Annotated in this window: 22 protein-coding genes; 12 read left to right on the top strand and 10 right to left on the bottom strand. The window is 73.2% G+C overall.

The window, feature by feature from the left end; all coding sequences use genetic code 11:
• The first annotated feature begins 29 nt into the window (after positions 1-29).
• Positions 30-434, top strand: a complete 405-nt coding sequence (locus ABZ915_RS14785) for a MarR family transcriptional regulator (RefSeq protein ID WP_361801455.1) — start codon at positions 30-32, stop codon at positions 432-434.
• On the opposite strand, the gene ABZ915_RS14780 is transcribed toward ABZ915_RS14785, so the two are convergent.
• Positions 420-1157: a maleylpyruvate isomerase family mycothiol-dependent enzyme gene (locus ABZ915_RS14780; protein WP_361801453.1), complete on the bottom strand. Its 738-nt coding sequence runs from the start codon at positions 1155-1157 to the stop codon at positions 420-422. The genes ABZ915_RS14785 and ABZ915_RS14780 overlap by 15 nt on opposite strands.
• Before the next feature lie 186 nt (positions 1158-1343).
• Here ABZ915_RS14780 and ABZ915_RS14775 point away from each other — a divergent pair, with 186 nt between their 5' ends.
• Complete coding sequence (locus ABZ915_RS14775; protein WP_361801450.1) at positions 1344-2288, top strand: SDR family NAD(P)-dependent oxidoreductase; 945 nt, start codon at positions 1344-1346, stop codon at positions 2286-2288.
• An 80-nt stretch (positions 2289-2368) separates the two neighbouring features.
• Here ABZ915_RS14775 and ABZ915_RS14770 read toward each other — a convergent pair whose 3' ends face one another.
• On the bottom strand, positions 2369-3592 hold the full coding sequence (locus ABZ915_RS14770) for an MFS transporter (protein WP_361801447.1): 1224 nt from the start codon (positions 3590-3592) through the stop codon (positions 2369-2371).
• Between the two features lie 251 nt (positions 3593-3843).
• On the opposite strand from ABZ915_RS14770, the gene ABZ915_RS14765 reads away from it, so the two are divergent.
• Positions 3844-4446, top strand: a complete 603-nt coding sequence (locus ABZ915_RS14765; protein WP_361801444.1) for an ALF repeat-containing protein — start codon at positions 3844-3846, stop codon at positions 4444-4446.
• 164 nt (positions 4447-4610) lie between these two features.
• A complete protein-coding gene (locus tag ABZ915_RS14760) occupies positions 4611-5456 on the top strand; it encodes an LLM class flavin-dependent oxidoreductase (RefSeq protein ID WP_361801441.1) in 846 nt (281 codons plus the stop codon).
• Between the two features lie 56 nt (positions 5457-5512).
• On the opposite strand, the gene ABZ915_RS14755 is transcribed toward ABZ915_RS14760, so the two are convergent.
• Complete coding sequence (locus ABZ915_RS14755) at positions 5513-6562, bottom strand: LacI family DNA-binding transcriptional regulator (protein WP_361801438.1); 1050 nt, start codon at positions 6560-6562, stop codon at positions 5513-5515.
• Positions 6563-6759: 197 nt separating this feature from the next.
• On the opposite strand from ABZ915_RS14755, the gene ABZ915_RS14750 reads away from it, so the two are divergent.
• Positions 6760-7815 (top strand): cellulase family glycosylhydrolase, encoded by a 1056-nt coding sequence (locus ABZ915_RS14750; RefSeq protein ID WP_361801435.1) that lies wholly within the window; start codon positions 6760-6762, stop codon positions 7813-7815.
• Between the two features lie 71 nt (positions 7816-7886).
• Here the strand turns inward: ABZ915_RS14750 and ABZ915_RS14745 are convergent, their stop codons facing one another.
• Positions 7887-8348 (bottom strand): hypothetical protein, encoded by a 462-nt coding sequence (locus ABZ915_RS14745; protein ID WP_361801432.1) that lies wholly within the window; start codon positions 8346-8348, stop codon positions 7887-7889.
• A gap of 306 nt (positions 8349-8654) precedes the next feature.
• Between ABZ915_RS14745 and ABZ915_RS14740 the strand changes: the two genes are divergently transcribed.
• The gene (locus tag ABZ915_RS14740) at positions 8655-9050 is read left to right on the top strand and encodes a luciferase family protein (protein ID WP_361801429.1); all 396 of its coding nucleotides are present in this window, start codon (positions 8655-8657) and stop codon (positions 9048-9050) included.
• A gap of 37 nt (positions 9051-9087) precedes the next feature.
• Here the strand turns inward: ABZ915_RS14740 and ABZ915_RS14735 are convergent, their stop codons facing one another.
• Both ABZ915_RS14735 and ABZ915_RS14730 read right to left on the bottom strand, forming a co-directional pair.
• On the bottom strand, positions 9088-9867 hold the full coding sequence (locus ABZ915_RS14735) for a DeoR/GlpR family DNA-binding transcription regulator (RefSeq protein ID WP_361801426.1): 780 nt from the start codon (positions 9865-9867) through the stop codon (positions 9088-9090).
• A gap of 220 nt (positions 9868-10087) precedes the next feature.
• Positions 10088-11224, bottom strand: a complete 1137-nt coding sequence (locus tag ABZ915_RS14730) for a methyltransferase (protein WP_361802452.1) — start codon at positions 11222-11224, stop codon at positions 10088-10090.
• A 67-nt stretch (positions 11225-11291) separates the two neighbouring features.
• Here ABZ915_RS14730 and ABZ915_RS14725 point away from each other — a divergent pair, with 67 nt between their 5' ends.
• The 3 genes from ABZ915_RS14725 to ABZ915_RS14715 all read left to right on the top strand — a co-directional run bounded on the left by ABZ915_RS14725 (position 11292) and on the right by ABZ915_RS14715 (position 14099).
• Positions 11292-11942, top strand: coding sequence for an alpha-ketoglutarate-dependent dioxygenase AlkB (locus ABZ915_RS14725; protein WP_361801423.1), 651 nt, complete (start codon positions 11292-11294; stop codon positions 11940-11942).
• A gap of 184 nt (positions 11943-12126) precedes the next feature.
• On the top strand, positions 12127-13365 hold the full coding sequence (locus tag ABZ915_RS14720; RefSeq protein ID WP_361801420.1) for an ROK family protein: 1239 nt from the start codon (positions 12127-12129) through the stop codon (positions 13363-13365).
• Positions 13362-14099 carry an NUDIX domain-containing protein gene (locus tag ABZ915_RS14715; protein ID WP_361801417.1) on the top strand — a complete coding sequence of 246 codons (738 nt, stop codon included), beginning with the start codon at positions 13362-13364 and terminating at the stop codon, positions 14097-14099. Before ABZ915_RS14720 ends, ABZ915_RS14715 begins: the two co-directional genes overlap by 4 nt.
• Before the next feature lie 18 nt (positions 14100-14117).
• On the opposite strand, the gene ABZ915_RS14710 is transcribed toward ABZ915_RS14715, so the two are convergent.
• Genes ABZ915_RS14710 through ABZ915_RS14695 form a run of 4 tightly spaced genes read right to left on the bottom strand, consistent with a single transcriptional unit; the run spans position 14118 to position 16616 of the window.
• Positions 14118-15041: a phosphotriesterase gene (locus ABZ915_RS14710; protein WP_361801414.1), complete on the bottom strand. Its 924-nt coding sequence runs from the start codon at positions 15039-15041 to the stop codon at positions 14118-14120.
• On the bottom strand, positions 15038-15622 hold the full coding sequence (locus ABZ915_RS14705) for a DUF4865 family protein (RefSeq protein ID WP_361801411.1): 585 nt from the start codon (positions 15620-15622) through the stop codon (positions 15038-15040). Before ABZ915_RS14705 ends, ABZ915_RS14710 begins: the two co-directional genes overlap by 4 nt.
• A gap of 14 nt (positions 15623-15636) precedes the next feature.
• On the bottom strand, positions 15637-16032 hold the full coding sequence (locus ABZ915_RS14700) for a cupin domain-containing protein (RefSeq protein ID WP_361801408.1): 396 nt from the start codon (positions 16030-16032) through the stop codon (positions 15637-15639).
• An 11-nt stretch (positions 16033-16043) separates the two neighbouring features.
• A complete protein-coding gene (locus ABZ915_RS14695) occupies positions 16044-16616 on the bottom strand; it encodes a TetR/AcrR family transcriptional regulator (protein ID WP_361801405.1) in 573 nt (190 codons plus the stop codon).
• Between the two features lie 161 nt (positions 16617-16777).
• Between ABZ915_RS14695 and ABZ915_RS14690 the strand changes: the two genes are divergently transcribed.
• Genes ABZ915_RS14690 through ABZ915_RS14680 form a run of 3 tightly spaced genes read left to right on the top strand, consistent with a single transcriptional unit; the run spans position 16778 to position 20366 of the window.
• The gene (locus tag ABZ915_RS14690; RefSeq protein WP_361801402.1) at positions 16778-17062 is read left to right on the top strand and encodes an SHOCT domain-containing protein; all 285 of its coding nucleotides are present in this window, start codon (positions 16778-16780) and stop codon (positions 17060-17062) included.
• Positions 17059-17808, top strand: coding sequence for an ABC transporter ATP-binding protein (locus ABZ915_RS14685; RefSeq protein ID WP_361801399.1), 750 nt, complete (start codon positions 17059-17061; stop codon positions 17806-17808). The genes ABZ915_RS14690 and ABZ915_RS14685 overlap by 4 nt, the downstream gene beginning before the upstream one ends.
• Positions 17805-20366 (top strand): FtsX-like permease family protein, encoded by a 2562-nt coding sequence (locus tag ABZ915_RS14680; RefSeq protein ID WP_361801396.1) that lies wholly within the window; start codon positions 17805-17807, stop codon positions 20364-20366. Before ABZ915_RS14685 ends, ABZ915_RS14680 begins: the two co-directional genes overlap by 4 nt.
• Positions 20367-20405: the final 39 nt, after the last annotated feature.

Below are 20405 nucleotides of genomic sequence, written 5' to 3'. Positions count from 1 at the left end.
CAATTGGATTTCTCTGCTACGGTGCGCTCATGGCGGCGAAGAAGGCCGAGCAGGAGCTCGTGAACCAGTGGCGGGACATCCTGGCGCTGCACGCCCGCACCCAGTGCGAACTCGACCGCGCCCTGCACGGACACGGCCTGTGCGCCAGTGACTTCGAGGTTCTCGACCTGCTCTCCGAGGACTCCGCCGCGGACGGCGGCTGCGCCTACCGCGTACAGGAGATCGCCGACCGCATCCACCTCAGCCAGAGCGCCCTGTCCCGTCTGATCGCCCGCCTGGAGAAGGACGGACTCCTCCAGCGGGCCATGTGTCCCGAGGACCGTCGAGGCGTCCGCGTGGGACTCACGGAGAAGGGGCGCGCGCTGCACGGCGAGGTCCGGCCGGTGCAGCGCGCGGTACTGACCCGGATGCTGGCCGACTCAGCCGATCGCTGAGGTCTCGCGCCACAGGGCGGCGAGCGCGGCGTCTCCGGTCACCCTGGGTACGGGCAGCCGGTTCCACAGCGCGAGGTACAACTGATCGGCCGGACCGGCCAGTTCGGCCTCCGCGTCCCCGGACTCGTCCCTGCTGGTGACGGGCGGCCGGTCGGACAGCCGTACGGTCCACACCGCGTCCGCGTCCAGGGTCCGCACCCGCAGGACGCGCGCCGCCTCGGTCCGGACCCGGCTCCTCGGGCGGGCGTGGAAGCCGCGCAGCAGCTCGTCGATGCCGTCCACGGCGAAGTCGGTGGCGATCCGGGACGCCGCGCCGCCGGCCGCCGACTCCGCGTCGTACCGGTGCACGGCCGTCTCGTGCGCCTGCCGCCGGGTCCAGAAGGCCAACGGCGAGGCGCAGGGCGCCGGATGGAAGGTCCAGCACGCCACGTCGGCCGGCGCGGCGGCCAGGGTCTCGACGAGCCGCCGGTGACTGTCCCGGTACCAGTCCACCAGCTCGTCCCCGTCGAGATCGGGCTCCTCGCCCAGCGGTCGCGGCTCGCCGTGCCCGTCGGCGACGAGCCCCGCCGCCCAGCGGTGCACCGCGCCCGTGTGCCGCAGCAGGTCCCGCACCCGCCACTCCGGGCAGGTCGGCACCTCGGCGGCGGTCCCCGCCTCGGCGGCGGCCGCGGCGAGCAGGCGGCCTTCGCGGTCCAGGGTTTGCAGGTAGTCGGCTGTGTCCATGGGGTGAGTCTGCCCGACGGGCCGGGGTGGGGCGGCGCCGGATCGGCGGATGTGCCGGCCGTCCGTCGGGGCTGTCGGTGATCCGTAGGCGAAGTGTCGGTGGCCCCTGGGAGCTTGGTCGGCGAGCCCCTCCCACGGGAGCGTCCTCGCGCCTCTCCTCCTCCGACAGCAAGGGAGCCTGCCGCCATGCCCTCCGAATCCTCCGCCGCGCTCTGGGACGTACGGCGCCTGCCCCGTGCCGACGGCAGGGTCTTCCTGATCACCGGGGGCAACGCCGGCATCGGCTACTTCACCGCCGAGCAGCTCTCGGCGACCGGGGCCGGCGTGGTGCTGGGCAGCCGCGATCCCGCGAGGGCCGAAGCCGCCCTGGCCGCGATCCGCGCGCGTGTGCCCGGTGCACGGGTGCGTGCCGTACGGCTGGACCTCGCCGACCTGTCGACGCTCGCAGGGGCGGTGGAGTCCCTGGGTACGGACCGCCTGGACGCGGTGGTCCACAATGCCGGGGTGGCGCTCGACGCCCCGCCGCGCCGGGAGACCGCCGACGGCCACGAGCTGATGTTCGGCACGAACCACCTGGGGCACTTCGCGCTCACTCACCACCTGGTGCCGCTGCTCTCGGCCGCCCCGGCCGCCCGCGTCGTGACCGTGGGCAGCTTCGCGGCGAAGTCCGAGCGGCTCGACCTCGACGACCTCCAGTCCCGGCGGGACTACCGGCCCAAGCGCACCTACGGGCGTTCCAAGCTGGCGCAGATGTACTTCGGACTCGAACTCGACCGCCGCCTGCGGGGCGTCGGCAGCACGCTGACGAGTGTCGTGGCCCACCCCGGCGGGGCCCTGGACCCCCTCACCCCGTCACGGCCCGGGGTGCATGCGCGGACCACCGGCGAGGGTCTGCGCGCGGCACCCGCCGCCCTCCTCGTCCAGGGCAAGGACGCCGGCGCGTGGCCGGTGGTGCGGGCGGTGCTGGATCCGGCCGTACGCGGAGGGCAGGTATGGGGACCGCGGGTGTTCGGCCTGCGCGGCAAGCCCCACCGCGAACCGGTGTGGAGTCATCTCGCCGACAACTCGGTCGCGTCGCGGCTGTGGGACGTCAGTTGTCAGTTGACCGGCATCGATCTCGACGCCCTCTGAGGACGGCCGTCTCGACGCCCTCTGAGGACGGCCGTGCCGGCCGGCGGGCGTCGGCCGAGGCGCACGTCGGCCGAAGGGGGTCAACCCGCGGCCGTCCGCCGCGTCACGAAGCCGATCAGCGCCGCCACGGCCGCCAGCACGGCCACACTCGTGAGCGCGGCGGGCAGCGAGAACCAGTCGGCCATGAATCCGATCGCGGGCGGCCCGAGGAGCATGCCGCCGTAGCCGAGGGTGGAGGCGGCGGCCACGCCGGAGGGACCGGCCAGGCGGCCCGCGCGCTCGACGGCGACCGGGAAGAGGTTGGCGAGCCCGAGCCCGGTGACGGCGAAGCCGATCAGCGCCGCCCAGACGGCGGGGGCGAGTGAGCCGAGCAGCATCCCGGCTGCCGCGGTGGCGCCCCCGGCGATCACGGTCCGGGTCCGGCCGAGACGTTCCAGCAGGGCCGTACCGGTCAGCCGGCCGAGGGTCATGGCGAGCGCGAAGCACGAGTAGCCGACCGCCGCCACCCCGGCCGAGGCGTCCAGGTCCTGCTGGAGATGGAGCGCGCCCCAGTCCGCCATGGCTCCCTCGCCGTACGCGGTGCACAGCGCGATCAGGCCGAAGACGGCGACGAGACCACGGGTGCGGGGGTCGGGGCGGTCGGGGCGGTGGGGGTGCTGCGGGGTGTCGTCGTCGGACGCCGGGCGATCCTGTGACCCTTGTGACTCCTGTGACCCCTGTGGCACCTGTCGTACCGGAGGCTCGAGTCGCAGCAGCGTGCGTCCCGCGACGGCCGTGACCAGCAGACCGATCACGGTCAGCCCGAGCAGGTGGCGGGTGGGGGAGAGGTACCCCGCGACCAGTCCGCCGAGACCGGCCCCGAGCATGCCGCCCAGGCTGAACGCGGCGTGGAAACTCGGCATCACCGGTCGCCGCAGCACGGCCACGAGATCGACGGCGGCGCTGTTGAAGGCGACGTTGATCCCGCCGTACGCCGCTCCGAACACCACCAGTACGGCCCCCAGCGCGGCAGCCGAGTGGGCCAGCGGCGGCAGCGAGACGCTGAGGGAGAGCAGGACGGCGCAGACCACGGTGACGGGATGGCTGCCGTAACGGCGGCACAGACGCCCGATCAGCATCATCGTGACGACCGCCCCCGCGGACACCCCGAGCAGAGCGAGGCCCAGTGCGCTGGCCGAGGCGTGGGTCTGGTGCTTGATGGCGGGGATGCGGACGACCCATCCGGCGAAGATGAAGCCGTCCAGGGCGAAGAAGACGGTCAGCGCGATTCGGAGCCGCGTGAGCGGGTTGCCATGGCCCGGCACGGCGCTGTGCGTTCGGGTTTTGTTTATTTGCGGCACAAATGCAGGGTAGGGGGGTGGGTGATGCGGAGCAAGGGGTCCCGGTACCGGCCCGGTATCAGCGGCGGGCACGTGCCCCCGGCACGATCACCACCCGGCAACGAAACGACGGTGAAGTCTGCCGGTCGCGGGCAGTACATCGCGGAGCGGGCCCCTGGAACGATCTCCTCGCCCGCGAGGGACAACCAGCCACTCTTCGACCCATGGGGGACCACATGAGACTGACCCGTGCCGCGCTCGCCGTGGCCGCAGGGGCCTTGGCGCCGGCCCTGCTGCTCTCCACGCCGTCCTTCGCCGTCGGCGCGGCCGCCTCGCCCGTCACCGCGTCGGCGGCGACCGCTGCGGGGACGGACGCGGACTCCCCGTACGACTCGATGTCGGAGGAGGATCTCCGGATCGCGATCTTCCGCATCCTGGCCGACCCGGCCACGGGCACGGCCGTGCAGCGGGAAGCCCAGAAGGCCCTCGACGGCACCGCCGAGGACATGCGCTACTTCCTCGAGACGGGCCGCTGGATCGCGCAGGACGAGGACAATTCCGTCGCCATCTTCAAGATCCTCGCCGATCCGGCGACCGGCAAGGCCGTGCGCCAGGAGGCTCAGAAGGCCCTGGCCGGCACAGCCGAGGACAGGAGTTACTTCCTGGCGACGGGCCGGCGGCTCGCCCAGGCCGAGGACGACCGTGTCGCCGTCTTCAAGATCCTGGCCCGCCCCGGAATCAGCGACGCCCTGCGGGCGGCGGCCGAGAAGGCGGTGGACGGCACCCCGGAAGAACTGCGCTACTTCGTGGAGGTCGGGCAGTACGAGGTGGACGGCTAGGACGGCGCGGCCCGCGACTCCGGCCCGCACACCCGGAAAGGACGTGCGGCGGGCCGGGCCGCTCACCTCTGGGGCAGGGGACGGCCGAAGCCGCCTTGTCCCACCAGGCCGACTCTCCCTGGGGCGAGATCACTCGACGCCCCTTCCCTTCGGAGGTTTCCTTCATGAACGTCGGTATCGGCCTGCCGATCGGCGACCCCGTCACCTTGCTCACCTGGGCCCGGCGTGCCGACGCCGGGCCCTTCAGCACGCTCGGTCTGCTCGACCGGCTCGTCTACGACAACCCCGAACCCCTGGTGGCGCTCGCGGTCCTCGCGGGCGCCACCTCCCGGATCCGCGTCCAGACCGAGGTACTGCTCGCCCCGCTGCGCGACACCGCCCTCCTCGCCAAGCAGGCCGCCACCCTGGACCGGATGACCGGTGGCCGCCTGGTCCTCGGCCTGGGCGTCGGCGGCCGGGACGACGACCACCAGGCGACGGGCACCGACATACGCACCCGGGGCCGGCGCCTCGACGAGCAGATGGCGGTGATGCGCCGCCTGTGGTCCGGCGAGCCGTACGGCGACGGCATCGGCCCGATCGGTCCCGCGCCCGCCCGGCCCGGCGGCCCCGAGGTGCTCTTCGGCGGCTTCAAGCCCGCCGCGATCGAACGCGTCGCGCGCTGGGGTGACGGCTTCCTGGCCGCCGCGGCGCCCTCGTGGGCGGGCGGCCTGTTCGACACCGCCCGCAGGTTCTGGAAGGAGTACGGCCGTGACGGCGAACCGCGCATCGTCGCCCAGGTCAACGTCGCGCTCGGCCCCGAGGACGTGGTCCACGACGCCCGGACCCGTATGCACGCGTACTACACCTTCACCGGCATGGCCGACCGGATGGTCGACGGGATGCTCACCACGCCGGCCGAGATCCGCGCCGCGATCGCCGGCTTCGACGACCTCGGCGCCGACGAGGTCATGCTCTACTGCTACGGCCTCGACCCGGACCAGGTGGACCGCCTCGCCGACGTCCTGTGACGATGGCACGTGAGTGACCGACAGGTCGCGGGGGCGCGCACCGGACCGCCTTCCGGTCACCTCGGCGGTGGCGCCCCCGTGCTCCGCCGCACCACCAGACTCGTCGGCACGAGGTCCGTCCCGGCCCGCGGCCCCCCGCCGGTGCGGATCTGCTCCAGCGCCTTGCGGACGCAGCGGCGGCCCACCTCCGCGAAGTCCTGGTGGACGGTGGTCAGTGGCGGCACGAAGAACGCGGCGTCGGGGATGTCGTCGAAGCCGACGACGCTGATGTCCCCGGGCACCGAGCGGCCGAGTTCGTGGAAGGCGCGCAGCAGACCGAGGGCCATCTGGTCGTTGGAGGCGAACACGGCGGTGCAGTCCGGTTCCTGGGCGAGCGCGAGGCCGGCCGCGTAGCCCGACTCGGCCGACCAGTCGCCGTGCAGGGGCGGTGGCACCGGCCGCCCGGACTGCTCCAGGACCGCACGCCAGGCCTGGGTGCGGCGCTGGGAGGCGAAGGACGTCCGGGGACCCGTCAGGTGCCACACGGTCCGGTGGCCCAGGTCGAGCAGATGCCGGACGGCCTTCCGGGCGCCGTCCGCCTGGTCGGTGTCGACCACGCTGTAGCGGTCGCCGGCGTCGGAGTCCACCACGACGACGTGCACGCCGGGCGGCAGTTGCACCGTGCCGGCGTCCAGGAGGTGGATCTCCATGATGACGATGACGGCGTCGACGGCCAGCTCTCCCATCCGGGTGAAGGCCCCCAGGACGTTGTCCTGGGTCGGGACGTCGATGGGGATCAGCGTGATCGCGTACCCCTCGGCCGCCGCGTGCGTGGCGATCGCCTCCACCGTGCGGCTGTTGCCCGTCGAGGACAGGCTGAAGAGGATCACGCCGATGGTGTTGAACTGGCCGTACCTGAGGGCACGCGCCGCGCTGTTGGGCCGGTAGCCCAGTTCCCGCATCGCCGCGAGCACCTGCTCCCGGGTCGAACTGATCACCCCGGGATGGCCGTTGGAGACCCGGGAGACCGTCTGGGACGAGACACCCGCGAGCTTGGCGACGTCCGCCATGGAGACCCGCTGCTTGCGACGTCCGCCGGGCACGCCCGAGCCGCCCCGCTCCACCACTCGTGCCTCCCTCGACCCGGCCCCCGGGCCCGTTGCGCGACCCACCGGATGTTACGCGTGAGGAACCTTGACGCCCGCCGGGGCGGATGCCACGATTCCGGCGCCGCCGAGTTTACGTAAACATCGCTCACTGCGACAGGGCATGTTTACGTAAACATGCGACGCGCTGAACCGCCATCTCCGGAAAGGGCACGTCGATGCGCAAGACCCCCGCCAGCAACCGCCTCACCCCCCGACTGCGTGCCGCCTGCGTGGCGGTCGCGATCGCCGCGGTCGGCGGTGCGACCCTGGCCGGCAGCCCCGCCGCCTCCGCCGCGCAGACCGGAACGAGCCAGTTCAGGGGCGTCAACTGGGCGGATCCGCGCGACAACTTCGCCGACGACTACCTCCAGCTGTCCGGCCTGTCGACCTCCGACGACTACGCCCGGACCTACGCCAAGGCGAGCCGGATCATCTCGGCGTTCCGCGCCAATCTCGGCGCCAACACCGTCCGGCTGCCCATCAATCCGTACACCGTCAACGGCTCCTACTGGAAGTCGTACCGCGCGGTCATCGACGCGGCGTCCGCCAAGGGCTTCAAGGTGATCGTCTCGTACTGGGAGGGCACGGGAGCCCAGAAGGACGGCTTCATCGACGACGAGACCACGTTCTGGCCCATGTGGGACACCGTGGTGAAGGCCTACAAGAACGACAAGCACGTCTACTTCGAGCCGATGAACGAGCCCCACGGCTACACCGACACCGCGTGGGCCGACATAGCCGCGAAGTGGCTGGACACCTACTCCTCCGTGCCCCGCGACCGGGTGTTCGTCAGCGGCGCCGGCTACAACGACCACGTCACCTCGGTCTGCGCCGACCCGCGGCTGAAGGGCACCTACCTGTCGCTGCACCACTACGGGTTCTGGAAGGACTACGCCACCTACGACCAGTGGGCGGCCGACCTCAAGGAGCGCCTCGGCGACTGCGCGAACCGGACCGTCGCCGACGAGTTCGGCGCCCCGATGACCACGGGCCTCGACTACGACAAGCCGGCCCCCGACAACAACTACATCAACTTCATCCAGGCCGACACCGACACCTTCCGCAAGCTCGGGATGGGGTCCGTGTACTGGCCCGGCCTGCGCACCGACGACATCTACTCGATGCAGAAGCTCGTCGGCGACGCCTCCCGGCCCTGGCTGGAGACCACCAACCAGACCGGCGCCGACCGGCTCGCCTGGAGCTGGGGACGCGGGAAGCCCGTCAAGCCCTGACCCTGCCGGAGGTCTGGCTGTTTCGCCCCGTCGACCGTGTGGTCGGCGGGGCGGACCTCACGGATGTCCCGTCATCCCTCCCAGTCGCCGTCGAAGCCGGAGTTCAACTGGGCGGAGCAGATGTTGTAGCCCCCGGAGGCGTGCGCGGTCTTCGTCGTCCCCCCGATGGTGACGGAGCAGTGGATGTCCCCGGAGCCCGCCAGCTGCGCCGTCAGGCTGTAGTACAGGGCCCCCTTGTGCACCGGCAGCGTCGCGGTGAACCCGTCCTGTTTCCAGTGCCCTTGCCGGTTGTCGCTGTCCGAGCCGTAGGTGATGTCGAGCGGGCCGGCCGCGCCGCTCGGTGCGGTTCCCCACACCTTGAGGACGACGGTGTCCGTCGCCTTGTCCGCCTGGGAGCCGCCGGACTTGGCGTGACTGCCGCTGTCTTTCTGCGACGTGGCGGTCGCGCCGCTGCCGCTCTTGCCGGATCCCCCGGCGGCGGCGATGGCGATGATGACGAACAGGGCGACCACGCCGAGGCAGCCGAAGCCCACGATCTTGCCCGCACGGCCCTTCTTCTTCGGCTGCGGTGGGCCCCTCCGTCCCGGTCGAACGGGTTGCGCACCGGGGCGGCCGTGGCTCAGGGGGAGGGCGAACGGGTTGGGTTCGGCCTCGGTGAACGTGACGTACCTCCGGGAACGTGTGTGTGCGCGGACGACCGATGACCGCCGACTTGATCGGCTTTGTCGTCGGATTATTCCGGGGGCAGAAGGTGCGAGTGCGGACAAGTCGCCGATACGGATCGGTTAATACTCGCTCACGCGCTGGTTGCGGGAGGGTGAGCGCGCCATGATGGGCCCATGACGTTGGCCTCGCGCGCGCTCGCGCAACTGGCGACCTGGCCGGACCTGAGACAGGCGGCGCCGAGCTGCGGCCTGGGGCAGGCGGTGAGTTCGGCCGGGGGCGAGATCGCCCACTTCCACTCGGACCGGGATGTCGACCTGCGGCTGACGGCCCGCGCCATCCGGCACTTCGCCAAGAACCTCCAGGGCTCGGGGGCGATCCGCATCGTCCCGGGTTCGCAGTGGGTGACCATCCGTCTCGATGCCGCGAGCGATGTGGACCTGCTGCTGACGCTGGTGAGCGTCGCCCTTCAGGCCCAGCAGACCTGGCCGGACCCGGGCGACCGGCCGGTGCTCGGCTGCAACGACCAGCGCGGCGCGGGGTTCGTGCGGTCGGCCCCCGGCGGGATCTGACGGCGGGACGGGACAACCCCACGTCCGGGATCCGGGGTCACACCGCGACGACCCGGACCCCCGCCTCCTCGAACCGGCGTACGGTGTCCTGGCCCACCGCCGTGTCCGTGACCAGGGTGTTCACCGACTCGGTCGCGCAGATCCGGGCGAAGGCCCGCTGACCCAGCTTGCTGGAGTCGGCGGCGACGACCACCCGCTCGGCGCGCTCGCACAGCAGCCGGTTGATCGCGGCCTCCGCCTCGTCGTGTGCCGCCGCGCCGTGCGCGACGTCGAAGGCGACCACCCCGAGCACCGCCACGTCGAGGGTGATCTGGCCGAGCACGCCGTCGGCGAGCGGGCCGACGAGTTCGTACGACTGCGGGCGGGCGACCCCGCCGGTCACCACGATCTTGAACTGGGGCCGCACCGCCAGCTCGTTGGCGATGTTCAGCGCGTTGGTGACGACGGTCAGCGCGGGTGAGCCCGAGGTGAGGTCACCGCGCACGGCGAGGGCGCGGGCCACCTCGGTGGTGGTCGTGCCACCGGTCAGGCCCACCGCCTCGCCCGGCGCGACGAGATGCGCGACCGCCTCGGCGATGCGCTGCTTCTCCGTGGCGTGGCGGGCCGTCTTGTAGCGCAGCGGCAGTTCGTACGACACCCCGTGCACCACCGCGCCGCCCCGTGTGCGCACCAGCATCTGCTGCTCGGCGAGCCGGTCGAAGTCCCGGCGGATCGTCGCGGGCGACACCTCCAGCTCGGTCGCCGCCTCCTCGACCTCCAGACGACCGCGTTCGACGAGCAGCTCCAGCAGCGCCTTCCAGCGGGCGTCGCGCGACATCAGCGGCCTCCGTTTCCCGATATGCCGCGACCTTAGCGCACCCTGTCCGAAACCGAATGCTTGATTCTGCTCGAAAGTTTTCCCAACCTTGCAAGAACAATCAAACGAGTCTGGGAGGGGCGGGGAGGCGGCGCGGCAAGGCCTGTGGATCGAGGCCGAGTTGCCGGATTGGACGCGCCGGCCGTCGCCGTCGGTGTGCTCGCGCCGCGGGCCGGCGGGGTCAGCCCCGTTTCACGGCCTTGAGCACCACGAACTTCGGGTCGCTCGCGATCAGCCGGCTGTTGCCGAACAGGCGGCGCAGCTGCACGTGGTAGCCCAGGTGCCGGTTGCCGATCACCCACAGTTCGCCGCCCGGCCGCAGCGCGCGCAACGCCCCGGTGAACATGCGCCGGGCGGTCGCGTCCGTCGTCGCCTGGTGGGAGTGGAACGGCGGGTTGTTCAGGACGACGTCCACGCTGCCGGGAGCCACCCCGGCCAGCCCGTCCCCGACGCGGAACTCGGCTTGCCCGGGTACCCCGTTGGCCTTGTACGTGGCCTCCGCCGACGCCACCGCCTGGTACGACTCGTCGACGAACAGCACCTCGGTGGCCGGGTCGGCCAGCGCCACCGCCGTACCGACGACGCCGTTGCCGCAGCCGAGGTCCACCACCCGGCGCGGCCCGTCGGCGCCCGGCAGGTGCTGGAGGAAGAACCGGGTGCCGATGTCGAGCCGGTCCGCGCAGAACACGCCCGCGTGATTGACGACCGTGCGCCCGGAGGCCGCGCCGATGCCGTCGGGCAGGTCGTAGCTGTACGGCCACGGGTTCGCCGGGCGCTCCAGCGCCGGGTCCGGGGTGCAGAAGATCAGCCGGGCCTTCTGCCGCGCCGGCGAGGTCCTGGTCGGACCGAGGATCCGCTCGAACAGCCGCAGGGTCGAGGTGTGGATCTCCTTCACCATGCCGGTGCCGACGACGACCGTGCCCTCGTGCACGGCGGGCGCCAGCCGCAGCAGCTGGTCCTCCAGGAGCGCCAGGCTCTTCGGCACCCGGACCAGCAGGACGTCGATGCGCCCGGGCGGCGGATCCTGGGTGGTCAGCAGGCGCACCGCGCCGGCCTCCACCCCGGCCCGGACGAGGTTCGCGCGGGTCGCCTCCTGGCTGAGGTACGAGTCGGTGATCTGTGCCGGCCGGTGCGCCGCGAGTGCCGTGACCAGGGCGCCCCAGCGGTCCCCGACGACCACGACCGTGCCGGGCAGGGGGATCCGCTCCTCGGCCAGATGCTGGAGCAGGTACGCGTCGGAGGCGTCCCAGGCCCGCAGCCTGTCGCGCGGATCCTCGGGGAAGCGGGACAGTTCGAGCTCGCCCCACGGAGTCGTCATACGGTCGTTCATCGTGCGTCCAGGCTAGCCGAGCCGCAGTTCAGGGCCCGTCGGGCAGGATGGGGGTATGGAGGCGGAGCTGTTTCCCAGGGGGCGCACCCACGTCCTGCCGGGCGCCGTGCACGTCCCGGACTGGCTGGACACCGGCGCACAGCGTGAGCTGCTGGCCGCCTGCCGGGAATGGGCCCGGCCACCGGCCGGTCTGCGTACCGTCCGCACACCCGGCGGCGGCACGATGACCGCCCGGCAGGTCTGTCTGGGCTGGCACTGGTACCCGTACGCCTACGCCCGCACGGTCGCCGACGGCGACGGCACCCCCGTGAAGCCGTTCCCCGCCTGGCTGGGCGAGCTGGGCCGCCGCGCGGTCGCCGACGCGCTCGGCCCGGAGGCGGCGACGGGGGCGGCGTACGACATCGCCCTGATCAACTTCTACGACGGCGACGCCCGCATGGGCATGCACCGCGACAGCGACGAGAAGTCCGGCGCGCCGGTGGTCTCGCTCAGCCTCGGCGACACATGCGTGTTCCGCTTCGGCAACACCGAGACCCGGACCAGGCCCTACACCGACGTCGAACTGCGCAGCGGTGACCTGTTCGTCTTCGGCGGCCCGTCCCGGCTCGCCTACCACGGCGTCCCCCGGGTGCACGCCGGCACGGCGCCGTCCGCGCTCGGGCTGACCGGGCGGCTCAACGTCACTCTGCGGGTGAGCGGTTTCTAGTGCCGCGGCAGGCAACGTCTGCCCGTCAAGGAGCGGCGTCCGGTGCGGCGAGTGGGGGCACCTCCCACGCCCTTGAGGCAGTGGGGGAGCGTGCCGGGCGTCGCGACGGGGCGAACGTTGTCTGTCGCGGCACTAGGTCGCGGCGCCGACCGCGCGGTCAACGGATCATGGGAGACTCGCCCTCATGAGCGGCAAGGCGGACCCCCGGACAGCGGGGGATGGGACCACCTCGAGGACGCGGCTGGACCGGGGGCGCGGCGCGCTCGGGCCCGCGTTGGAGCTCGTGCACACCGGGCGGGCGCCGACCCGGGCCGTCCTCACCTCCGAACTGGGCGTCACCCGGGCGACGGCCGGTGCGGTCGCCGCCGAGCTGGAGGCGCTCGGCCTGATCCGGGTCGACGCCCGGCCCGGCGCGGCAGCCGGTTCCCAGGGACGCCCCTCGCACCGGCTGGAGGTCGCTGAGGACGGGCCCGTCGCGCTGGCCGCGCAGGTGCACGCCGACGGGTTCCGTGCGGCGCTGGTCGGGCTCGGCGGCCGGATCGTGGCGACCTCGCCCGGCTGCGAGACCGTCGACGCCGACCCGGCGAAGGTGCTCGGCTCCGTCGTGCAGGCGGGCGCCGAACTGCTCCGCCGCACCGGGCGGCGCTGTGTCGGCGCCGGGCTCGCCGTGCCGTCGGCGGTGGCCGAACCGGACGGCCTGGCCCTCAACCCGCTGCACCTGGCCTGGCCCGTGGGTGCGCCGGTGCGCCGGATCTTCGACGAGTGCGTGCGCGCGGCCGGGATCACCGGGCCCGCCTTCGCCGGCAACGACGTCAATCTCGCCGCGCTCGCCGAGCACCGGCACGGCGCGGGCCGGGGCGCCCGGGACCTGCTGTGCGTGGCCACCGGGCACCGGGGCGTCGGCGGCGCCCTGGTGCTGGACGGCCGCCTGCACACGGGCAGTTCGGGTCTCGCCCTGGAAGTCGGCCACCTCACCGTCAACCCCGAGGGACGCCCCTGCCACTGCGGCAGCCGCGGCTGCCTCGACGTCGAGGCGGACCCGCTGGCCCTGCTCATCGAGGCGGGCCGCGACCCGGGCCCCGAGGTGTCCCTGCTCCAGCAGGCGATCGACCTGCTCCGCCACCACTACGCCGACCCCACGGTCCGCACCGCCGCCGAGGCGCTGATCGACCGCCTCGGCCTGGGCCTGGCGGGCCTGGTGAACATCCTCAACCCCGACCGGATCATCCTCGGCGGCCTGCACCGCACGCTGCTCGACGCCGACCCCGAGCGGCTCCGCGCGGTCGTCGCCGACCGCAGCCTGTGGGGCCAGAGCGGCGGTGTCCCCATCCTGCCCTGCACCCTCGACCACAACAGCCTGGTCGGCGCGGCCGAGCTGGCCTGGCAGCCGGTGCTGGACGATCCACTGGGAGCGCTGCGGTGACCGAGCCGCCCGCCGTCGAACTCCTGCGGGCGCGGGACGTCCGGCTGATCGAGACGCCGCCGCCCGAGCTGTCCGCCGGGGAACGCTCGGCGATGGACCGCGTGTGGGAGGAGGCGGTCCGGGCCAACCCGGACCTGTTCGACGGTCCCTTGGCCGCCCTCACGGGTCTGGCCTGGGAAGAAGGGCACGCGCTGGTCCTGTCCTGGACCCGCGCCACATACCGGTCGCGCGCCCTGCGCCGGGTCCCGGGAGCCACTGCCCGGCTGCCGTCCCTGTTCGTGTCCGTCGCGCAGCCGGCCGACGACGGGAGCCTGCTGGTGGGCCGGATGGCACCGTGGACCGCCGCCCCGGGCCGCTGGCAGCTGCCGGGCGGCAACGTCGAACCACCGGGCCCGGGTGAGGACTTGGACCTGGCCGCCCTGCGCCGGCACGCGGCCCGTGAACTGGCCGAGGAGATCGGGTCGGACACCGCGCCGGACGCGTTGACCCTGCGGCTCGCCACCCGTGGCCGAGGCGGGTCCGTCGGTGTCCTGTTCCTCGCCCCACCGTGCCCCGCCGCGCTGCTGCACGAGCGGTACGCGGCCCTGGCTGCCGCGGAGAAGGCCGAGGGCCACGATCCCGAGTTCGACCGGATCACTCTGCTCCGCTCACCGGACGAACTGACCGCCCTGGACGGTCCGCACGTCGACTACCTGGAGCCGGTCGTCCGGCACTTGGCGGAGACGAGCGCCTGATCGTCGGGGCGAGGCGACTCACCGCCAGTCGACGGCGAACGCCCGCCCCGGGTTGTCGGTGAGGATCGCCCGCACCGGCTCCGTGCCGAGCACGGCCTCCAGCCGCGTCCGTACCCGGCGCAGCAGATACGGCATCCCCGGCCCGCCGTCGACCGACCGCGCCCCGGCGACGACCGTGTCCCCGCCGAGCAGCAGCCGATGCCCGAACCCGGCCTCGGCCAGGGCCTGTACGGCGTCCGGCATCCGCCAGTCGGTGGCGTGATGGGCGCGCGACGGGCCGTCGAACGCCAGCCAGCAGCCGGTGTCCGCGGCCTGCCGCTGCACCACGGGGTCGGGGGAGCGGTTGAGGTGCCCGAGGATCACCCGGTGCGGCGGAACGCCCAACTCGCCGCACAGCAGGTCCAGTACGTCGAGCGCGCCGGTGCCCAGCTCCAGGTGCACGGCGATCGGCGCGCCCGTCGCGTGGTGCGCCTCGGCCGCGGCGGTCATCGTCCAGCGGGTGTGCGCGTCGAGGGCGTGGAAGCCGCCCGCCACCTTGATCAGGCCGGCGCGGACCCCGGACGTGCCGATGCCCTCGGTCAGTTCGGCCACGAAGACGGCGGCGAGCCGGCCGCGCAGCTCGTCGAGCGACTCCGGGGTGTAGTGCGCCGCCTGGTGCAGTCCCGTCGCGCACACCAGATGCACCCCGGCGGCCCGGGACAGCGGCGGCAGGTCCGCGGCCCGGCGGCCCATCCCGTACGGCGTCCACTGCACCACGCTCGCCCCGCCCGCCGCGCGGAACGCGTCCAGTTCGGCGCGCGCGGCGGCGGCGTCGTTCAGTTCCTGCCCGGGCAACCGGGGGCTGCTCAGGAAGAGATGGTCGTGCGCGTCGCACACGCCCAGGTCCTCGGGGCGTACGTCGCCGAGCACCGTACGGACGGCGGCGCTCCCTACCGCCGTCACCACTGCCGTCCGCGCGGCAGCCGTTCCCTCCCGGGTGCCGACAGGTGCAGCACCTGGAAGACGTCCCCGGGCGCCTTGGGCGTGTCGTGCTCCCAGAGCGAGAAGTGGACCAGCTCCCAGTGGTGCGTGTCCACGGCGACCGCGGCCAGCACGGCGCCGTCCTCGGCGGCCAGCCGCCCGGTCTCCCGCACCGCCTCCGCCATCGCACCGGACAACTCGACCCCGTCCGGCACCGGTTCGCGCCGGCGCACGGCGACGGTGGCCCGGGAGCCCGCGGCGGCACCCTCCTCGTACGCCAGCCCCGACCACCGCCGTGCCACCGGCCGCCCGAAATCGTCGACGAGCCCCTGGAAGGCGCCGCCCCACAGGAAGCGGTTCATGCCCTCCACGGTGTTCCACAGGTAGAACGGCGCGTACTGGTTGACCGGCGATCCGTGCGCGCCGCGCTCACGCAGCAGATACGCCTTGAGGCCGAGGCCCTCCCAGCCGTCGAGCCGGTGCCCGATGCGGGCCACCCGGGCGCGGATGATCTCCATGTCGTAGTCGGCGGGGAACGTCAGCTCGTACTGGAGCGCGTGCATGCCGGGGTCCCTTCTCAGGCCGGGTAGTCGTCGGGGGCGACGTGCGCGTCCCACTCGGTGGTGGTGCCGTCCTCGGCGGCTTCGACGACCGCGAGGTGCGTCATGAAGGTGCGGGGCGCCGCGCCGTGCCAGTGCCACTCGCCGGGCTCGATCCACACCGTGTCACCGGCCCGGATCCCCTCGACGGCGCCGCCCCTGCTCCGGACCAGTCCCTCACCCTGAAGGACGTGCAGGACCTGGCCGTGCGGGTGCCGGTGCCAGGCGGTGTGCGCGCCGGGTGCGAAGTGCACGTTGAACATCCGCAGCCGGGAGGGGGATCCGGGCGCGGCCACCTCGTCGATCCACACCGCGCCGGTGAAGTTCTCGGGTGGGCCCTGCTGTGTGTCGGGGCGTTTCCTCGTGATGTGCATGTCGTGCGCTCCTATCGCGGGGCGAGCAGGGACAGCAGACCTCGGACACCGGTGTCGAAGGCGGCGGGGGAACCGGAGGCGCGGGCGAGGACGTAACCGCCCTGCACGGTGGCCAGGACCGTCGCCGCGATCTCCTCGCCGTCCAGCGAAGGCGAGAACTGGCCCTGCTCCTTGCCCTCCTCGACGATCCCGGCGATCAACTCGCGGATCGCGTCGAGCGTCTCGTCGACCGGAGCTCGCAACTCCTCGCTCGCGATGACGTCCGGATCCATCGTCAGCCGCCCGACCGGGCAGCCGCGCAGCACGTCGCGCTCGCGCAGCAGATACGCCTCGATGCGCTCGTACGGCGTCCCCGGCCCGGCGAGTACTCCCTCGGCGGTGGCTCGCAACTCCTCGGCCGTCCGCCGGATCGCGGCCAGGGCCAGGTCCGGCTTGCCCTTGAAGTGGTGGTACATGCTGCCCTGGCCGGCGCCCGCGCGCTCCAGGATCGCCTTGGGGCTGGTGCCCACGTAACCGCGCTCCCACAACAGCTCACGGGTGGACTCGATGAGTCGGTCCGAAGTGCTCATGCACCTACTGTACATACTAGTAGTTACAGAGTCGAGGTCTGTGCGGAGCAGCGCGAGAGGGCGCTCGTACTCCCCAGGACGTACGCGCACTGCCGCTGGCCGTACGACGACCCGGACCCCTCCCCGGAGCGAGTCTCGAGGCACCACCACCGGACCCACTCAGGAGATGACCCGAGATGCAGACCCTCGCAGACTGGAACGGCGGCCCCGGCCCCTGGATCCTCTTCTTCCCGCTGATCTGGGCGGCCGTCGTGATCGGCGTCGTCTCCGTCCTGCGCCGCACGGCGTGGCGCGGCCGCCGCGGACCGTGGCGCATGACGGACGGCCCCCGCCCGACCGGCGACGCGCCTCTCGCCGTCCTCGGCCGCCGCTTCGCCTCCGGGGAGATCGACGAGGACGAGTACTGGCGCCGGCTGTCGGTCCTGGAGGAGCAGTTCGGCCGCAAGGGCGGTGCGGCATGACCACGGCGACCACCGTGCGAACGGCCGCCCGGGTCGTCGACGCCGTCAAGGTGTACGGCCGCGGCGACACACAGGTGAGGGCCCTGGACGAGGTGACCGTCGACTTCCCCGCCGGCCGCTTCACCGCGATCATGGGGCCCTCGGGCTCCGGCAAGTCCACGCTGATGCACTGCGCGGCCGGCCTCGACACACTCACCTCGGGAGCCGCGTACGTCGGCGACACCGACCTCGGCGGGCTGGACGACCGCCGCCTCACCCTCCTGCGCCGCGACCGCATCGGCTTCGTCTTCCAGGCCTTCAACCTGGTGCCGACGCTCACCGTCGCCGAGAACATCACGCTGCCGCTGGACCTGGCGGGCGGCAAGGGCGACCGGGAGTGGATCGACGCGCTGGTCGACGTCGTCGGCCTCCGCGACCGCCTCCACCACCGGCCCTCCGAACTCTCCGGCGGTCAGCAACAACGCGTCGCCGTGGCCAGGGCCTTCGCCGGGCAGCCGGACGTCGTCTTCGCCGACGAGCCCACCGGCAACCTCGACTCCCGCTCCGGCGCGGAGGTGCTCGGGCTGCTCGGCCGCGCCGTACGGCACATGGAGCGCACGGTCGTCATGGTCACCCACGACCCGGTCGCCGCCGCCCACGCCGACGAGGTCGTCTTCCTGGCCGACGGCCGCCTGGTCGACCGGATTCAGGCACCGACCGCCGACCGGGTGCTGGACCGGCTGAAAGCCTTCGAGGTGCGGTCATGAACGCCTCGCTGCGCCTGAGCCTCGCCTCGCTGCGCGCCCACAGAAGGCGCTTCGCCGGTACGTTCCTCGCGGTGTTCCTCGGGGTCGCCTTCCTCGCCGGCACCCTGGTCATGGGCGACACGCTGCGGGCCGGCTTCGGCACCATGTTCGGCGACGCCACCGCCGGTACCGACGCCGTCGTCCGGGGCGCCGACGCCATCACCGCCCCGGGAGCGGGTCAGGGCGTGCGGCGGCCGGTCGACACCTCGCTGGTGAAGACCGTCGAGCGGGTCCCCGGCGTGGCGGCCGCCGCCCCCGACATCCAGGGCGCGGGTCAACTCGTCGGCAGGAACGGCAAGCCCGTCGGCGGCCAGGGCCCGCCCACGATCGCCGGCAACTGGATCACCGACCCCGAACTCAACCCGTACCGGCTCGCCGAGGGCCGCGTCCCGGCGCGGTCCGGCGAGGTCGTCGTCAACCGCGGCGCCGCGAAGAAGGGCGGCCTGCGCATCGGCGACACGACGACGCTGCGCACCCCGGACCCGGTGAAGGTGACCGTCGTCGGCCTCGCGACCTTCGGCGGCCAGGACGGCATGGCACAGGTGACGTTCACCGGCATGACGCAGGCCGACGCCGAGAAGTACCTCACCGCCCGGCCCGGTCGGGCGGCGAGCATCCAGGTGCGGGCCGGTCCCGGCGTCGGCCAGCGGGAACTGGTCGACCGGCTGACTCCCGTACTGCCCAAGGGGGTCGAGGCCATCACGGGCCAGGAGTCGGCGCGGGAGAACACCGACATGGTCTCCAGCCAGTTCCTCACCCTCTTCACCAGCCTCCTGCTGGTCTTCTCCGGGGTCGCCCTGCTGGTCGCGACCTTCTCCATCCACAACACCTTCGCCATCGTCGTGGCCCAACGCACCCGTGAGAACGCCCTGTTGCGTGCCCTGGGCGCCTCCCGCCGCCAGGTCACCGCGTCGACCCTCACCGAGGCGACCGCGGTCGCCGTGACCGCGTCGGCCGCCGGACTCGCCGGCGGCATCGGGATCGCCGCCGGGCTCCAGGCCCTGTTCCCCGCCATCGGATTCCCCTTCCCCGACGGGCACCTGGTGGTCAAGACCCTGTCGATGGCGCTGCCGCTCGCCGTCGGCGTCGTGGTCTGCCTGGCCTCCGCGCTGCTGCCCGCCGTACGGGCCGGTCGCACGGCCCCGCTGGCCGCGCTGCGGGAGACCGCCGTCGACGTCTCGGGCGTCTCCCGGGTCCGCGCGGTCACCGGAGCGGGCCTGGCCGTACTGGCGCTCGCGGTGACCCTCACCGGCGTCCTGGTGTCACCGTCCCTGTGGCCGGCGGGACTCGGCGCGGTGCTCGCCCTGGCCGCGTTCCTGGTCCTCGGCCCGGTCGCCGCGACCACGGCGGTACGGCTCCTCGGCAGCCCCCTCCACCGGCTGCGCGGTGTCACCGGAGGCCTCGCCCGGCGCAACGCCCTGCGCAGCCCCAGGCGGACGGCGGCCACCGCGAGCGCGCTGATGATCGGGGTGGCCGTGGTGTCGCTGTTCACCGTGTTCGGCGCCTCGCTCAAGGCGACCATGGACCGGACGGTGTCCCGGTCCTTCGCGGGCGACGTCGCCGTCAGCACCCCGTCCTTCGGCGCGGGCGGCAGCGGACTCAGCCCCCGGCTCGCCCCCGCCCTGCAACGGCTGCCCGAGGTGGACACCGCCGTCGGACTCGGCCGGGGAGTCGCCGAAGTCGACGGCCACGGACGAGCGTTGACGGTCACCGACCCGGCCGCCCTGGCCCGCACCTTCGACCTGGGCACGGTCCAGGGCTCCCTGCGCGACCTCGGCGCGAACGGCATCGCGATCACCCGGCAGGAGGCCGACCGCCGGCACCTGAGGCCGGGCGACACCACCCGCCTCACCTTCACGGACGGTACGACCCTGCCCTTCACGGTCCGCGCGGTGTACGGCCGTTCCGAACTCGCCGGCGACTACGTCGTCACCCGCGCGGCCTGGGCCCCGCACCGCACCCAGGACACCGACACGCTCGTCGCCGTGTCCTTCAGGCCCGGGGTGAGCCCGGACGCGGGCAAGGCGGCGGTCCGTGCGGTGACCGCGCGGTTCGGCAACCCCGAGGTGCAGACCCGGGAGGAGTACGCGCGGTCCTCGGCCGGCGGGATCGACATGATGCTGACACTGGTCTACGCGCTGCTCGCCCTGGCCGTCCTCATCGCCCTGCTGGGCATCGCCAACACCCTCACCCTGGCGATCCACGAACGCACCCGTGAACTGGGCCTGCTGCGGGCCGTCGGCCAGACCCGGTCCCAGCTGCGGGCCATGGTCCGCTGGGAGTCGGTCCTGGTCGCCGCCTTCGGCACCGCCGGCGGCCTCGGTCTCGGCACGTTCCTCGGCTGGGTCCTGGTCGAGGTCTCGGACGGCGCGAGCGACAGCACCTTCGCCTTCGCCCTTCCCCCGGCACGCCTCGTCGCGGTCGCCCTCGTCGGCCTGACGGCGGGCGCCCTCGCCGGCCTGCGCCCGGCCCGCCGGGCGGCTCGTCTCGACGTGCTCCGCGCGATCGCCACGGAGTGAGTCCGGCGGAGGCACTTCGACCGGGGCCGATCGAGACCG

The sequence above is a fragment of the Streptomyces sp. NPDC046915 genome, assembly GCF_040644935.1.
Taxonomy (GTDB): Bacteria; Actinomycetota; Actinomycetes; order Streptomycetales; family Streptomycetaceae; genus Streptomyces.
The sequence above is the reverse complement of the archived record's forward strand: the minus strand, read 5'-3'. Positions and strand labels throughout refer to the sequence as shown.

Excerpts from the sequence above, each read along its gene's own strand:
- ABZ915_RS14730 (WP_361802452.1), bottom strand. The coding sequence starts at position 11,224 with ATGACGACTCCGTGGGGCGAGCTCGAACTGTCCCGCTTCCCCGAGGAT.
- ABZ915_RS14705 (WP_361801411.1), bottom strand. The coding sequence starts at position 15,622 with ATGCACGCGCTCCAGTACGAGCTGACGTTCCCCGCCGACTACGACATG.
- ABZ915_RS14700 (WP_361801408.1), bottom strand. The coding sequence starts at position 16,032 with ATGCACATCACGAGGAAACGCCCCGACACACAGCAGGGCCCACCCGAG.
- ABZ915_RS14780 (WP_361801453.1), bottom strand. The coding sequence starts at position 1,157 with ATGGACACAGCCGACTACCTGCAAACCCTGGACCGCGAAGGCCGCCTG.
- ABZ915_RS14740 (WP_361801429.1), top strand. The coding sequence starts at position 8,655 with ATGACGTTGGCCTCGCGCGCGCTCGCGCAACTGGCGACCTGGCCGGAC.
- ABZ915_RS14680 (WP_361801396.1), top strand. The coding sequence starts at position 17,805 with ATGAACGCCTCGCTGCGCCTGAGCCTCGCCTCGCTGCGCGCCCACAGA.
- ABZ915_RS14735 (WP_361801426.1), bottom strand. The coding sequence starts at position 9,867 with ATGTCGCGCGACGCCCGCTGGAAGGCGCTGCTGGAGCTGCTCGTCGAA.
- ABZ915_RS14690 (WP_361801402.1), top strand. The coding sequence starts at position 16,778 with ATGCAGACCCTCGCAGACTGGAACGGCGGCCCCGGCCCCTGGATCCTC.
- ABZ915_RS14785 (WP_361801455.1), top strand. The coding sequence starts at position 30 with ATGGCGGCGAAGAAGGCCGAGCAGGAGCTCGTGAACCAGTGGCGGGAC.
- ABZ915_RS14750 (WP_361801435.1), top strand. The coding sequence starts at position 6,760 with ATGCGCAAGACCCCCGCCAGCAACCGCCTCACCCCCCGACTGCGTGCC.
- ABZ915_RS14685 (WP_361801399.1), top strand. The coding sequence starts at position 17,059 with ATGACCACGGCGACCACCGTGCGAACGGCCGCCCGGGTCGTCGACGCC.
- ABZ915_RS14720 (WP_361801420.1), top strand. The coding sequence starts at position 12,127 with ATGAGCGGCAAGGCGGACCCCCGGACAGCGGGGGATGGGACCACCTCG.
- ABZ915_RS14725 (WP_361801423.1), top strand. The coding sequence starts at position 11,292 with ATGGAGGCGGAGCTGTTTCCCAGGGGGCGCACCCACGTCCTGCCGGGC.
- ABZ915_RS14760 (WP_361801441.1), top strand. The coding sequence starts at position 4,611 with ATGAACGTCGGTATCGGCCTGCCGATCGGCGACCCCGTCACCTTGCTC.
- ABZ915_RS14695 (WP_361801405.1), bottom strand. The coding sequence starts at position 16,616 with ATGTACAGTAGGTGCATGAGCACTTCGGACCGACTCATCGAGTCCACC.
- ABZ915_RS14775 (WP_361801450.1), top strand. The coding sequence starts at position 1,344 with ATGCCCTCCGAATCCTCCGCCGCGCTCTGGGACGTACGGCGCCTGCCC.
- ABZ915_RS14765 (WP_361801444.1), top strand. The coding sequence starts at position 3,844 with ATGAGACTGACCCGTGCCGCGCTCGCCGTGGCCGCAGGGGCCTTGGCG.